The following is a 14,920-nucleotide window of genomic DNA, read 5'->3' on the forward strand; positions in this document are numbered from 1 at the left end:
TTATGAAGGTACTACAATTCCCACTGGCAAGAATTACGATCGGGTTTATATTAGGTTTACTTTTTGCTTTTTACCTGCAACCTTCCACATCGGCAGTTTTTATTGCGCTTGTCACATCGTCCAGTATTTTTGGTGTGCTTTATTTTTTGTCAAAAAACAGAAAAAAGTTAACGCTCTATTTTGGAATTGGGACTTATTTTTTGTCTTTTATCATCGGAATTTCAACCCAAATAGCACATACTGATTATTTCCAAAGAAGCAATTATATTCACAACACGGCAGTTTTTGAACAACCGCAATTCATTTCTTTAACGATTCGAGAAAAAATGAAAAGTTCTACTTTTAGCGATCGCTACCTTGCTATTATCAATCATATTGGTCAGAAAGAACAAACCGGCAGAATCATATTGAACATCCAAAACGACAGTTTGCATCACGTTCTTGAAGTTGGGAATTCTTTGTTGATCAAAGGGACCTTAACAAAAAACAAACCTCCCAATAATCCGAACCAATTTGACTACAGCAAATACCTTGAAATCAAACAAATCTATGCGCAACTATATGCTGATGTTGACGAAATAAAAATTGGAACAGAAGTAGAGAAAAATATCTGGTATTATTCCTCTAAATTAAGAACACGGATTATTCGAAATTTAAAAAAAAACAACTTCAACAAAACAGAACTAAACGTTGCCATTGCCTTAATAATGGGACAACAACAAGATATTTCACTAGACATTATTCGGGATTATCAATTTGCAGGAGCGGTTCATATTTTATCCGTTTCCGGATTACACATTGGCTTTATATTGCTTTTTGTAACCTTCATTCTAAAACCAATTCCCAATAGCAAGCGGGGTTCATTTATTAAGTTAATCATTATTCTCCTATCGTTATCGATGTTCGGGATAATTGCCGGATTAGCCCCTTCGGTAGTGCGCTCTGTAACGATGTTTTCCTTTGTCGCCATAGGAAATCATCTTCGCAGAAAAGTCAATATCTACCACACCTTACTAGTTTCTGTATTGCTAATTCTACTAGTCGAACCTTCGTTCTTATTTGATGTTGGTTTTCAATTAAGCTACATCGCATTGTTTTTCATCATTTGGCTGCAACCGCTTTTATCCTCCATTTGGAAACCAAAATATAAGGTTTCAAAATATATTTGGGATATTCTCACAGTATCCTTTGCCGCCCAAATTGGTACTTTACCACTCAGCATTTATTATTTCCATCAGTTTCCCGGTTTGTTTTTTATTACCAATCTAATCATTATTCCGCTACTGAGTATCATTATGATTTTAGGCGTTTTGGTGATGCTTTTGGCGGCGTTCAACATGATTCCCGTATTCTTGTCCCAACTGTTGGAATGGTGTATTTATTATTTAAACAAAATCATCAATGCAATTGCTTCTTTGGAACAGTTCATTATTCAGGATATTCCACTTCATTTTTATCTGTTGCTCAGTGGTTATTTATTATTGTTTACGGTAATCCTTTGGTTCAAAAAACCGAGTTTTAATAAACTGGCTTTGGTTTTGATTTCCATTCTCATTTTACAATTTTCCTATTTTAAAATACAGTGGAAAATTCAAACAGAACAAGAATTAGTGGTTTTCAACAGCAAAAAAAGCACCTTAATTACAGAAAGAAAAGGCGAAAACATTTTGGTTTATGCCAACGACAGCATTTTGAAAACTGCACAAAAAAACAGTCTTTTAAAATCCTATCGGATTGGAAACTTTAGCACTTTGAAACAGAAAAAACGACTTCAAAATTTCATTTTCTTTAATGGAAAAAAGATTTTTGTGTTAGATAGCTCCGGAATTTATCCCAAAAACATCAAGCCCGATATTATCGTATTGACACAATCCGTAAAAATAAACGCAGACCGTTTGTTCCACGAAATGAAACCCAAATTAGTTATAGCTGATGCATCCAACTTTAAAAACATACAAAAACTATGGAAAGCCAGTTGTGAAAAACAGAAAATCCCTTTTCACGCAACTGGCGAAAAGGGATTTTATAAATTGAATTAAGAATTTTATTTCTTCAGAAAACCATTTGCTACAGCCAACCAAGCTGTAGGTCCACCGGCAACATAGCCTGTACTTCCAATGCCTTCAAAATTGACTTTACCCTCTTTTGTGGTAGCATTTGCCAATATAATGGTCGGAAATCCTTGAATTCCAAAAGCCATTTGCAACTCAGTATTCTGTTTTTTAATATCTTCTGTCTGTGGCACTTTCCTTGGATAATCCAGTTCGACTAAAACCACATTTTCCTTGGCCCAAGCCGCAAATTCAGGAGTTTTCAAAACCTCTTTTTGCAAACGAATACACCAGCCGCACCAATCACTTCCCGTAAAAAATAGCAGTAGTGGTTTCTTGGTTTCAGTAGAAATTGCCATTGCCTTGGTGACATTGGTTTCCCAAACTAATTCTTGTGCTTCAGCGGCAAATGAGCCTGCAAACAATAACAAAGCAACTATAATTTTCTTCATATTTATAACTTTAATCATTCGAATTCAAAAATGATGCCTAATTTAACGAACACCGTGCATCAGTTTTTTAATAACTGGAGTCATCGCTACAGAGAATAAAGCAACTACAATAGAGATGATAGTCAACATCCAAAAGAAGTAACTCAATCCGTGTTCATTGGCAATTTTATCAATATTTTCTCCAAACATACCGGCACCTTTCATCCCGATTGCTACCGCTAAATACCAAACACCAAACATAAATGCAATCATACGAGCCGGAACTAGCTTACTCACATAAGACAATCCAACCGGAGAAATACACAATTCAGCCATAGTATGGAAAAGATACACCAGAATCAACCAAATCATACTTACCGAAGCTGTTTTTGCACCTGCTTCGATTCCGCTTGCTCCAAAAGCTACACAAGCCATTCCAAGGGCTAATAATCCCATTCCGATTCCGTATTTCAAATTCGCAGAAGGATTGTATTTACTTTCCCACCATTTAGAGAATAACGGTGCTAACGAAATAATAAACAAAGAGTTTAGGGTAGAAAACCAAGTGGCTGGAACTTCCGTTAAGGCCGTGGTAACTTTATCAATTTTCAATGCTTGCAAAGTTGAATCTGATAATGATAAATAACCTGCTGTATAATAATCTTTTGTCAACATCCAGATTGCTATTGCCCAAATAATGATAAAACTTACACTTAGAATAATATTTGCAAGGGCATAGAATTTAAAGGTCTGTTTGAATAATAAAATTAATACCCAAGTAATAATTACCAAAGGCAAAATAGTGATTAATGAATTCATCACTAAAAACACCACACTCCAATTGCCTGTTAAAACACGATCCGTATAATCACTGGCAAAAATGGTTAAACTGTTTGGTGATTGTTCAAAAATTGCCCAAAAGAAAATTGTCAGAAATGCGAAAAATGTAACCGCAATTAATTTTTCTTTGGTGATTTTAGAATATTGAGTAAATCTGTAAATCAACAATATAATAAATACGACTAAAGCAGAAACAATAGCAATAGCGTTTCCATTAGGACCTAAGAAAGAAAAAATGTTCACTTTACCTCCCGATATTTTTGAAGCGGGATCATTTACAAGCCATAATAAAGCTAAAATAGAAGAGAAAGCTATTGCTGCTAATTGTATTGGAGAAAAAGGATTTCTTTTATCTGTATCCAATGCTTCCGCTTTTGCTTTGCTTTCTTTATTTGGTTTCAAACCAATGTCACCAAAGATATCTTGAGACAACCAAAACTGTAACATTCCAAAGAACATAAAGATTCCGGCTAAACCAAATCCGTAAGTCCAACCTACTTTTTCACCTAAATAACCACAAAGTAAAATCCCGAAGAACGCTCCGGCATTTACACCCATATAAAATAAAGTATATGCACCATCTTTCTTTTCTGGACGGTCTTTGTACATTTCAGAAACGATTGATGTCATGTTTGGTTTAAAGAAACCATTTCCAAAAACTAACAATACTAATCCCAAATAAATAGAAAATTCAGTTTCGACAGCCATTGAAGCGTGTCCTAAAGTCATTAAAGTAGCTCCAACAACAACAGCCCATCTAAAACCAATTACTTTATCGGCAAAATACCCCCCTAACATGGTAGATAAATAAACCAAACCTACATAAGATCCAAATAATGCAGACGCATTTTCACGAGTCCATTCCCAGCCACCATCTGTAAAGGAAGCTGTTAAAAATAAAATCAATAAAGAACGCATTCCGTAGAATGAGAAACGCTCCCACATCTCTGTGAAGAATAAAACGAATAATCCCGCTGGATGTCCTAGAACGGTACTTTTAAAAAATTGATCTGTAGTATTTTCACTCATATTATTAATTGTTTAATTCTTTATCTACTCCGTGCATTAATTTTTTGATCACTGGCGAAAGTGCCAAGAGCACCACACCAAAACCAAGTCCAGTATAAAATAAGTATTCAAAAAGGACTAAGTAACTCTGTTTTGCTAAGTTTAAATCTGGCGCTGTACCATTTGAAGTATCCACTGACGCGATGTTAGCTAAAATGGATGCAATAAATTCAGAACTGGCTGTAGCCAAAAACCAAACCCCCATCATGAATCCTACGATTTTTACTGGCGATAATTTAGTAACAGCAGACAGTCCAACTGGTGATAGGCACAATTCTCCGCAGGTATGTAAAAAGTAGGTAAGAATCAACCAGATCATGGCCACTTTCCCCAAACCCGAGAGGCTAATCCCTAAAACCAAAGACCCAAACCCCAAACCTACCAACAACAATGCCATAGAAAATTTTACCGCTGTATTAGGATTGTATTTCCCTAACTTTACCCATAACCAAGCAAAAACTGGGGCTAATAAAATAATAAACAACGCGTTGAAACTTAGAAATTGCCCCGCTGAGATCGTATATCCAAAAATTGTTCTATCTAAAATACGATCAGCAAATAAATTTAAAGAAGTATAAGCTTGCTCGAATAATGCCCAGAAGATTATGGTAAAAACAATCAAAATTGTCAAAGCGATTAGTTGCTCTCTCGCTTTCTTGTCCAGTTGCGTAACTGCATAATAAACGATATAAATAAAAGAAACAGCACCAGCAACCATCAAGGAATACGAAACGACTTCATGACGTTGCACCATTTGCCAAAAAACAAGTGCAGAAGAAACGCTTACTAAGTATATTAACCATTCATTTTTGATGCCAAATGATTTTTTCTCTAACGTTTCTGGAACTTTTGGCTCTCCTTTGCCCATCAATAATTTTCTTCCGGAAATAAAAGTTACCAGTCCAAAAAACATTCCCACTCCAGCTGCACCAAAACCATAGCTCCAACCGTATTTTTCTCCAAGCCATACGCAAATTAAGGTAGCCAAGAACGACCCTAAATTGATTCCCATATAGAACAACGTGAATCCGGAATCTCTTCTTTTATCACCTGTTTCATATAGTGCTCCTACTAAAGAAGAGATGTTGGCTTTCAAAAAACCAACCCCTACTATGATCAAGGATAAGGAAAAGTAAAATATTTGCAAAGCGGTTTCGTCCCGTGTAATTTCACCTGTCATCGATTGTGTTGCAGCATTTCCTTCATAAGCCATTCCTACATGACCTAAAACCAGCATAATCCCACCAAAAACAATCGCTTTTCTAAAACCTAAATACCGATCCGCAATAAAACCACCTATTACTGGCACGGCATACACTAAAGCGGCATAACTACCTATTAATAAATTTCCTGAAGTATCTGAAAAAAGATGGTATCGTGTCAGATAGAAAATCAACAATGCTTTCATTCCGTAAAAGGAGAAGCGTTCCCACATTTCTGTAAAAAACAATATAAAAAGCGCTTTTGGATGTCCAAAAAATTCTTCCTGATTCAATGCGTCGTTTGTCATATAGCGCTGTTATAAATTTTCTTTAATGAAATTAGTCATTTTCGTGTACAATTGGACTCTGGTTTTCCCACCATAAATCCCATGATTATTGTCTGGATAAATTTGCGAATCAAATTGTTTATAGGCCTGAATCAAAGCTTCCATCATTTGCATGGAGTTTTGAACATGCACATTATCATCTCCTGAACCGTGAATCAAAAGGAATTTCCCTTTCAATTTATCCACATGATTTATGGGTGAGTTATCATCGTAACCGCTCGCATTTTCTTGTGGTGTTGTCATGTAACGTTCCGTGTACACACTGTCATAAAAACGCCAGTTCGTCACTGGAGCTACAGCAATTGCCATTTTGAAAACATCATTTCCTTTCATGATACAATTAGATGCCATAAATCCACCATACGACCAGCCAAATATACCAATTCTAGCTTTATCCACAAATGTGTAATTTCCTAATACTTTGGCAGCGTCAATTTGGTCTTCCACTTCGTATTTTCCTAATTGTAATTGCGTCACTTTTTTGAAATCAGCTCCTTTAAAACCAGTTCCGCGTCCGTCAACACAAGCTACAATATAACCTTGTTGTGACAACATCATAAACCAGTAATCATCAGTACTATTCCATTCGTTATTTACTTGTTGTGAACCAGGACCCGAATATTGGTACATAAAAACCGGATATTTTTTTGCTGGATCAAAATTTTTCGGTTTAATCATCCAAGCATTTAGTTCATTTCCTTTTGCTGTTTTCAAAACAAAAAACTCTTTTGCCGGTAAATCATAGCTTTTTAGCTTTGCAGCCAAAGTTTCATTGTTCTCAATAACTTGAACTTGTTTTCCAAATTTAGCATCGTTCAACGTATACGTCGTAGGTTGAGCAGCGCTAGAAAACGTGTTAATGTAGTATTGAAAATTCGGACTGAACGTCGCCGCATTCGTTCCTGTAAATTGTGATAAACGCACTTTGTTTTTTCCGTCTAGACCTATTTTGTAAACATCTCTGTTGATCGATCCATTTTCAACAGACTGATAGAAAACCGTATTTGTCTTTTCGTCTAAACCATAATAATTAGTTACTTCCCATTTTCCTTTAGTAATTTGGTTTTTCAATTTTCCGGTTTTATCATATAAATAGATATGATTGAAACCGTCTTTTTCAGAGGTCCAAATAAAACTGTTGTCTTTCAAGAACGTCAAATTATCCGTTACATCAACATATGCTTTATCTTTTTCGTTCAAAACTACTTTTGCAGCTCCTGAATTACCATCGATAAATAACAAATCTAAATTGTTTTGATGGCGATTCAATACCTGTGCAGACAATGTATTTGCCTCGTTAGTCCATTTCAATCTGGCAATATAAAAATCAGTGTATTTCCCTAAATTTATATTTTTTACCGCATTTGCATTCACATCATATATGTGTAACGAAACTACAGCGTTCTTCTCCCCTGCTTTTGGATATTTGAAGGTTTGCATCATTGGATACAACTCTTTTCCAAACATGGACATCGAAAATTCTGGAACTTGACTTTCGTCAAAACGTATGTAAGCTACTTTTTTGCTGTCAGCGCTCCAATCGAAAGCTTTTACAAAAGCAAATTCTTCTTCGTAAACCCAATCCGTAATACCATTAATAATGCTGTTTTTTTGTCCATCTCTAGTTATTGGAGTTGATGTGGCAGAAGTTAAATCATAAACATACAGATTATTTTCTTTGGCGTAAGCAATCTTTTTTCCATCAGGTGAAAAAGTAGGCTCCTGAACCTGAAAATCGAATAATTTTCTTAATTTTTTATTGGTGATGTCATATAAATAATAGTCCGCAGTAAACGAGTGGCGGAAGATTTGATTGGTATTGCAAGCCAATAAAATCATTTTCTCTGAAGCGTCAAACGTGTAACTGTCAATCCCGCCAGACAATTCTCTGTGCGATTTTGTATCTATTAATGTTGACACTTTTTTTAATGTTGCAAAATCATACAAATCAATCTGCATGCTTCTGGACTGCCTGTCCGCATTCAAAACCGTGTACTGATTTGTATTTTTCAACGATTGTAATTCATCCATTCCCTGAGCTCGAAATGTACCGTTATAAAGTTCATCAATTGTGATTTTTTGTTGACCAACAACGGTAAAACACAAGAATAAAAATAATGTTATAATTTTTTTCGAATACATACTATTTATTTAAAGATAAAAACCGTCAATTTTAGTGAAAAAATTACAATTATCGGTCATTTTATATGTTAAATGTAAAAAGTATTATAAAAAATAACCTTTCGCTGAATATAATTTGATTGTAAATAAAACGGCTAAAACCGTATCTTTGCAACTAATTACACCATAATCAATTGAGAATGAACAAGGCTATTAGCGGATTTTCTAAATTATCCAAAGAAGAAAAAATTAAATGGATTGCCGATCAATATTTTTCAACACCCACAGAAGCCATCGCCTTGCTGAAAAACTATTGGAATACTGATGAAAAAATACAGAAATTACACGATGAATTCATAGAAAACACGATAACCAATTTCTATATTCCACTTGGAGTTGCTCCTAATTTCCTGATTAATGGAAAATACAGCACCATTCCCATGGCTATTGAGGAAAGTTCTGTGGTTGCTGCTGCCGCAAAAGCTGCTAAATTTTGGTCCACGCGTGGCGGATTTAAAGCAACGGTACTCAACACCGAAAAAATTGGTCAGGTTCATTTTATTTATAAAGGTGACGTTTCTAAACTGAACTTGTTTTTTGCGCAAAACAAAAATAAATTTTTCTCAGAAACCGAATCGATTACCACAAATATGCAAAAACGCGGTGGTGGAATTTTAGACATTATTCTAAAAGACAAAACTGATTTATTGCCCAATTATTTTCAACTTCATGCCACTTTTGAAACCAAAGACAGCATGGGAGCCAATTTCATCAATTCGTGTCTGGAACAATTTTCCAAAACATTAAAAGAAGAAGCACATCATTATGACTTGTTCACGGAAACGGAGAAAGACATTGAAGTCGTAATGAGTATTCTTTCCAATTATGTTCCAAATTGTATCGTAAGAGCTGAAGTTTCTTGTCCAATTGCAGACTTAGAAGAGAAACACATTACGAATCCTCTGGAATTTGCCGAGAAATTTGTGCAAGCCGTTCAAATCGCCGAAGTCGAGCCGTATCGTGCCGTAACACACAACAAAGGAATCATGAATGGGGTAGACGCAGTAGTTTTAGCAACAGGAAATGATTTCCGTGCTGTCGAAGCAGGAATTCACGCCTATGCTTCCCGAAACGGAAAATATTCCAGTCTTTCCCACGCCAAAATAGAAAATGGTGTTTTTACTTTTTGGCTGGAAATTCCTTTAGCATTAGGAACTGTTGGTGGTTTAACTTCCCTGCATCCATTGGTAAAATTATCATTGGAAATGCTGGAAAAACCATCTGCCAAAGAATTAATGCAGTTTGTAGCCGTAGCCGGTTTGGCTCAAAATTTTGCCGCTTTACGTTCATTAACTACAACTGGAATTCAGGAAGGACACATGAAAATGCACTTGAATAACATCATCAACCAGTTTGAAGCCAATGATGAAGAACGCGTTTTAATTCAGAAGCATTTCAAAAAGAATACTGTTTCACATAGCGCTGTGGTCTCTTTTATTGAAGGTTTAAGAAAATAAATTTTAGAATAAGCTCAGAGTTCCTAGGCTTTAAGGAGTAAAAAAGATACTGAAATAAATTCAGCATACATGAAAAAAACATTCTACAGTAACGGAAAACTTTTAATCACGGGAGAATACCTGGTTCTTGATGGCGCCAAAGCTTTTGCATTACCCACAAAAATGGGACAAAATCTAATTATAGAAGAAGGAAGCCGTAAAAAAATCATCTGGAAAAGTTACGATGCAGATGGAAGTATTTGGTTTGAAGACACGCTTTCATTTTCTGATATTGTAACAGGAATAGCTGCTGAAAATGAATCGGTCAAAGCTACACTTACTACTATTTTACACGAAGCATTTAAACTCAATCCGGATTTCATTTTAAATTCAGATGGTTACATTATCACCACTGAACTTGGATTTCCGAAAAGCTGGGGTTTGGGAACGTCATCGACTTTGATAAACAACATTGCCCAATGGTTGCAAATCGATGCTTTCACATTACTTAAAAACAGTTTTGGAGGTAGTGGGTACGACATTGCCTGCGCGCAAAACGACACTCCTATTGTATATCAGCTAAAAAACGGAATACCTATTATTGAAAAAGCCACTTTTAATCCAGAATTCACACAAAACCTATACTTTGTATATCTGAATAAAAAGCAAAGCAGTAAAACTGCAATTGCTGCTTACAATATGAATAAAAAGAATAATCTACCGAGAACCATCGCTATAAATGACGTGATAACTTCTGAAGTTTTGAATGCTGCAACAATTCAATCTTTTGCTTCAGCAATGCAAAAACACGAAGCACAAATGAGCAACATTCTGGAAACACCAACGATAAAAGAATCTTTGTTTCCTGATTTTAATGGTGCGATAAAAAGTCTGGGAGCTTGGGGAGGCGATTTTGTAATGGTTATATCGGAGGACAACCCAACACCATATTTTAAATTAAAAGGATATGAAACTATTCTTCGTTATGATGAAATGATCTTATTCTAATTGGATCGTTTTCCTTAGACACTAAATTTCAAGATCGTTTTTCAAACTCAATCTGTAAAATAAAAATCCCGATACATTCAGCATGTATCGGGATTTTTTATTTTGATTAATTACTTTTTAACTAGTAATTAAAATCTTGTCTGTTGTCTTCAATTTTAGCATTTCCTTTCAATGCAGGAATTACTCTATTTACTTCTGAAGCACTTTGCGCTTTCAATTTAGCAACGTAAGGAGCATGGTTTTTCATTGCTGGAGCTTTTACAGTGCTTATGTTTTTAACTACGTAAACACCTGTATTCCCTTCGATAGGAGCTGACATTTTATTTGCAGCTAAAGCAAATGCATTTCCTACTACTTTTGGTTCAGGACCTACATTTGGCAACATGGTGTTTTCCATGGTGACATCAGCCGCTTGTTGAACCGTTCCACCTACTGCTTTCGCAATAGACTCAAGTGAGGTACCAGTCATTTTAGCTTTGATCAGTTCTGCTTTTTTCTTGTTTTTAAGTATTTGTTCTACATAAGGTCTCGCTACAGAAACAGCAACTAAACCAGATTTATCAATACTTTTCAGTTTTGCAATAACATGACCCATATTAGCCACTTCAAATCTTTTTACAGCACCTTCTTTAACACCATCTTCGAATGCCCATCTCACGATAGTTCTTTGATTTCCTAAAGATCCAAAGTTTTCATCCATCCCTTTTACAGAGACAGCTGGAGTAACTTTAAGACCCATTTCTTTTGCTGCTTTGTTGAAATCTTTATCTGCAGCATCCATTTCAAATTTAGTTGCTTGCGTAAACATTTTATCAGAAGTAGCTTCAGATGCTTCAATTTTTTGAGCTACAGTAGCCAAACGAATTCCGTCTTGTTTGTCTGTTACTTTAATAATATGAAAACCAAAATCAGTTTCTACTAAACCTACTTTACCAATTCCATTACTGAAAACAAAATCATTAAACGGCTTCACCATTTGGTTTGGACCAAAATAACCTAAATCACCACCTTGTTGTGCAGATGAATCATCAGAAGCTGTGAAAGCCAACATCATGAAACTATCTGGATTAGCTGTAACCTGCGCTAAAATATCTTCTGCTTTAGCTTTAGCTTGTTCTTTCGTTCTTTTTTCTTTTTGATTAGGAACTTGAGTTCCTTCGTAACCAATTAAAATATGACTTGCTTTTGCATTTACACCAGATTTCATTCCCATAGATTTAGAAATACAATAGTATTTTCCAAACATGTAAGGACCATAAACTGCCCCTGGAGCCAAGTTGAACAATTTATCAGCATCTACAGCTGGTAAATCTTTCTTTGCGATATAAGTTGAATCGTAAGGAACATCTGAATTTGAATTTACAAAGTCGATTGCATTTTTAGTAGTTCTAAATCCAGCTACTGTATCATTTTTTCCAGTAGCTTGGTTGTACACCACACTTCCTGTCAACAACGCATTTATTTTGGTTTTTACTTCAGCCTCATCTGCTGTAGAAGCTTTGTCTTCAATCAAAACATATTCTACTTCACGAGATTCATCTGCTTTGAATTTTTTTTCATTTTTCTTCATGTAGTCAACAATCTCTGCATCGGTGATTTTTACATCACTATCTTTAATCGTCGAATATAAACCGGCAACATAAGCAAAGTTCACTTTGTTTGCTTCCATTTCGTATTTCATTTTCCCTTCACTTTCCGTTGTAAAAACGGCCGCTTTGATCATTGTGTTGTACATTTGATATTTAGCGTTTAGTTCAGCGTCTTTTTCTCTATCTTTTAAAAATTGAGCTTGTTCAGGATTTGACTTGAAGTATTCTTTGAATTTAGCAACATCAAATACACCAGCAGCATTCATAAACAATGGATTTCCACCAATATTTTGATCTGCTTTTAAAACTTCTAATAAGTGCTTTTCACCTACTCTAAGTCCTAATTTTTCAAATTCAGAAGTCAACAAAGCAATAGAAACTTCTTGGTCCCAAACTCTGTTTGCCGCTTCTGTTGAAGTAATCCCTTGCCCACTTTTCTCTACATTGCTCACTTTAACTCTAAAGTCTTCAAATGAAATATCTTTATCGTCAATGCTTCCCACATCTTTTGATGTACTGTTGAAACCACCACTGTTGAATATATCACCTATGATAAATGCTAATAAACAAAACCCGATAACAAGTATCAGAAGAAGTGAACGTTGTCTAATTTTTTGTAAAACTGCCATTTTATTGTTGTTAATTTTTATATTCAGTTTGCGAAAATACAATTATCTAATTAATAATTATACTAGTAGCGTTTTATTTTGCAAGAAATTTTATTTTCACAATAAAAATCAGTCTTGAACGCTCATTTTAACTAATTCTATTTTCTTATTTGTTGCTTCTTCTATTATAAAATGATAGATTCCTATTGGAATGACGTCCCCTTTTTGCGGAATTTCTTTTGTAAAATCGACAATAAAACCGCCTAGTGTTCCGTAGGAATCTCCTTCTGGAATTTGTAATTTATAAGTTTGATTCAAATATTCTACATCTAAGCGAGCTGAAAATATAAAAACACCTTCTCCGAGTTCTTTTTCTACCAATTCTTCATCAGAGTCATGTTCGTCTTCAATTTCGCCAAAAAGCTCTTCAACAATATCTTCAATAGTTATAATACCTGATGTTCCCCCATATTCGTCCAAAACAACTGCAACACTTTTTCGCTTTTTAGTTAGCAAACTCATGGCATCCTTTATAAAAATTGTCTCCGGAACAAACTGTACCAAAATCACAATTTCTTTGATACTCTTTGGTTTTTTAAACAAGTCAAAGGAATGCACATAACCAATAATATCATCAAGAGAATTTTGATAAACCACAATTTTAGAATAGCCCGTTTCAATAAATAACGCCCTTAATTCTTCGATTGAATCAAATAAGTCAATGGCTATAATTTTGGTCCTAGGACTCATTACATCTCTGGCTTTAACACCGGAGAACTCTAATGCATTTTGAAACATGAGAATTTCTGAATCTACCGTTTCATTATCCTCAACCGTACTCATTTGTTCTGTAATGTAGTTTCCTAGTTCAATTTTACTAAAAAACAAGGACACACTATCCCCTTGTGTTTTAAAGAATTTTTTTAGTATGAAATCCGAAATTCCTACAAAGAAAGCTGCAATATATCCAAAAATCTTGTAAAAAAAATAAGCTGGAATTGCAAAGAATTTAATTAATGAGTTGGCATAAATTTGAAAAAAAACTTTAGGAAGAAATTCTGATGTGATCAAAATAAGCATCGTTGAAACCAGCACTTGCAGCAGCAGCAGAAATCCTTCGGAAAGGGGATAGCCTAAGGCCAAAAACCAACGCATCAAGACATCTCCCATTAAAAAACCATAAACCACCAAAGCGAGAACATTGCCTATGCCCATGGAGACAATAAAATTCGTAGGTTTCTCCGTCAGTTTGGTCAATATTTTTGATAGAAAATTATCTTGCTTTTTTTCAATCTCAAGATATATTTTATTCGAAGAGACAAAGGCTATCTCCATTCCTGAAAAAAAAGCACTTAGTATTAGACAAAGTATGATAATACTAGCTTCCATCACTTAGGAATTTTTGTTTCTATCTTCAAATTTTTTGGCAAATTTTCTTCTAAAGAAAAACATAAAGACGGCTAATCCTGCGATCATAAAACTCAACCACGGATTTCCCAATGCAGGATCGTTTACTTTGGTAAAGCCATCGTAAATGAAATAAGCTCCAAAAACAAGATAAACGTATTGTGTGTATTTTAAGTAATTCATAGTGTTAAAATTATTCGTTTGTTTCTACTTCGCCTGTTATTTTCTGAGAATTAATGACCTTGAAATCTTTACTGAAATCAATTCCTTGACCGTTTGAAACCCCTTTTGGATCGGTAAATTTAAATTTTCTTTCGGTAAAAAACCACTCGTTTTTTTGATCAAAATACAACTGCTCTGTTTCCAGCATTTGACCTTGTTCTGTAAAAATTTTCACCTTTCCTTGTAAATCAATTATGTTAGTCCCTTTGAAAGAGATCGCATAATTTGATCTTATAAAGGTTTTCTTTTCTTTTTTATCGTACAGTGTCACATCAATCCCTTTAGGAAATTCAGTAAAAGGAAAATCAACACTTGCGTAATCAAGCATTTTAGAGCTTACAAGAACTGCGGTAATGCGACCGGAATCCGTATACTTGAGATTGACCTTATCCGCATCGCTGCTGGGTAGAAATTCAGAAAAATTAATTTTTTGTATCTCTTTAAAATTACTTTCGCACCCAAAAAACAGTGTCACAGCAAAAACTGTGACAATCCATTTGATAGTATATTTTATAAATAAAGTCATACGA

11 protein-coding genes are annotated in these 14,920 nt (G+C 34.9%); 3 read left to right on the plus strand and 8 right to left on the minus strand.

Features of this window, described 5'->3' with window-relative positions; all coding sequences use genetic code 11:
* Window positions 1-2 precede the first annotated feature (2 nt).
* Window positions 3-2,039 (plus strand): ComEC/Rec2 family competence protein, encoded by a 2,037-nt coding sequence (locus BUC11_RS06020; RefSeq protein ID WP_073352769.1) that lies wholly within the window; start codon window positions 3-5, stop codon window positions 2,037-2,039.
* A gap of 5 nt (window positions 2,040-2,044) precedes the next feature.
* Here the strand turns inward: BUC11_RS06020 and BUC11_RS06025 are convergent, their stop codons facing one another.
* Genes BUC11_RS06025 through BUC11_RS06040 form a run of 4 tightly spaced genes read right to left on the minus strand, consistent with a single transcriptional unit; the run spans window position 2,045 to window position 8,081 of the window.
* Window positions 2,045-2,503: a thioredoxin family protein gene (locus tag BUC11_RS06025; protein ID WP_073352770.1), complete on the minus strand. Its 459-nt coding sequence runs from the start codon at window positions 2,501-2,503 to the stop codon at window positions 2,045-2,047.
* A 42-nt stretch (window positions 2,504-2,545) separates the two neighbouring features.
* A complete protein-coding gene (locus tag BUC11_RS06030; protein WP_073352771.1) occupies window positions 2,546-4,351 on the minus strand; it encodes a peptide MFS transporter in 1,806 nt (601 codons plus the stop codon).
* Between the two features lie 4 nt (window positions 4,352-4,355).
* On the minus strand, window positions 4,356-5,900 hold the full coding sequence (locus BUC11_RS06035) for a peptide MFS transporter (RefSeq protein WP_073352772.1): 1,545 nt from the start codon (window positions 5,898-5,900) through the stop codon (window positions 4,356-4,358).
* Between the two features lie 9 nt (window positions 5,901-5,909).
* Window positions 5,910-8,081, minus strand: a complete 2,172-nt coding sequence (locus BUC11_RS06040; protein ID WP_073352773.1) for a S9 family peptidase — start codon at window positions 8,079-8,081, stop codon at window positions 5,910-5,912.
* Window positions 8,082-8,260: 179 nt separating this feature from the next.
* Here BUC11_RS06040 and BUC11_RS06045 point away from each other — a divergent pair, with 179 nt between their 5' ends.
* A complete protein-coding gene (locus BUC11_RS06045) occupies window positions 8,261-9,577 on the plus strand; it encodes a hydroxymethylglutaryl-CoA reductase, degradative (protein WP_073352774.1) in 1,317 nt (438 codons plus the stop codon).
* 69 nt (window positions 9,578-9,646) lie between these two features.
* Window positions 9,647-10,564, plus strand: a complete 918-nt coding sequence (locus tag BUC11_RS06050) for a GYDIA family GHMP kinase (protein ID WP_073352775.1) — start codon at window positions 9,647-9,649, stop codon at window positions 10,562-10,564.
* A 121-nt stretch (window positions 10,565-10,685) separates the two neighbouring features.
* On the opposite strand, the gene BUC11_RS06055 is transcribed toward BUC11_RS06050, so the two are convergent.
* The 4 genes from BUC11_RS06055 to lptC form a co-directional block, all read right to left on the minus strand.
* The gene (locus BUC11_RS06055; protein WP_073352776.1) at window positions 10,686-12,782 is read right to left on the minus strand and encodes a peptidylprolyl isomerase; all 2,097 of its coding nucleotides are present in this window, start codon (window positions 12,780-12,782) and stop codon (window positions 10,686-10,688) included.
* Between the two features lie 108 nt (window positions 12,783-12,890).
* On the minus strand, window positions 12,891-14,150 hold the full coding sequence (locus tag BUC11_RS06060) for a hemolysin family protein (protein WP_073352777.1): 1,260 nt from the start codon (window positions 14,148-14,150) through the stop codon (window positions 12,891-12,893).
* Between the two features lie 3 nt (window positions 14,151-14,153).
* Window positions 14,154-14,351: a hypothetical protein gene (locus BUC11_RS06065; RefSeq protein ID WP_066083050.1), complete on the minus strand. Its 198-nt coding sequence runs from the start codon at window positions 14,349-14,351 to the stop codon at window positions 14,154-14,156.
* 10 nt (window positions 14,352-14,361) lie between these two features.
* Window positions 14,362-14,916 carry an LPS export ABC transporter periplasmic protein LptC gene (gene lptC / locus BUC11_RS06070; protein WP_073352778.1) on the minus strand — a complete coding sequence of 185 codons (555 nt, stop codon included), beginning with the start codon at window positions 14,914-14,916 and terminating at the stop codon, window positions 14,362-14,364.
* Window positions 14,917-14,920: the final 4 nt, after the last annotated feature.

Origin of the sequence: Flavobacterium xanthum, assembly GCF_900142695.1 — a bacterium.
Classification (GTDB): Bacteria; Bacteroidota; Bacteroidia; order Flavobacteriales; family Flavobacteriaceae; genus Flavobacterium; species Flavobacterium xanthum.

Coding starts and splice junctions, on each gene's coding strand:
- BUC11_RS06020 (WP_073352769.1), top strand. CDS start 3: ATGAAGGTACTACAATTCCCACTGGCAAGAATTACGATCGGGTTTATA.
- BUC11_RS06025 (WP_073352770.1), bottom strand. CDS start 2,503: ATGAAGAAAATTATAGTTGCTTTGTTATTGTTTGCAGGCTCATTTGCC.
- BUC11_RS06030 (WP_073352771.1), bottom strand. CDS start 4,351: ATGAGTGAAAATACTACAGATCAATTTTTTAAAAGTACCGTTCTAGGA.
- BUC11_RS06035 (WP_073352772.1), bottom strand. CDS start 5,900: ATGACAAACGACGCATTGAATCAGGAAGAATTTTTTGGACATCCAAAA.
- BUC11_RS06040 (WP_073352773.1), bottom strand. CDS start 8,081: ATGTATTCGAAAAAAATTATAACATTATTTTTATTCTTGTGTTTTACC.
- BUC11_RS06045 (WP_073352774.1), top strand. CDS start 8,261: ATGAACAAGGCTATTAGCGGATTTTCTAAATTATCCAAAGAAGAAAAA.
- BUC11_RS06050 (WP_073352775.1), top strand. CDS start 9,647: ATGAAAAAAACATTCTACAGTAACGGAAAACTTTTAATCACGGGAGAA.
- BUC11_RS06055 (WP_073352776.1), bottom strand. CDS start 12,782: ATGGCAGTTTTACAAAAAATTAGACAACGTTCACTTCTTCTGATACTT.
- BUC11_RS06060 (WP_073352777.1), bottom strand. CDS start 14,150: ATGGAAGCTAGTATTATCATACTTTGTCTAATACTAAGTGCTTTTTTT.
- BUC11_RS06065 (WP_066083050.1), bottom strand. CDS start 14,351: ATGAATTACTTAAAATACACACAATACGTTTATCTTGTTTTTGGAGCT.
- lptC (WP_073352778.1), bottom strand. CDS start 14,916: ATGACTTTATTTATAAAATATACTATCAAATGGATTGTCACAGTTTTT.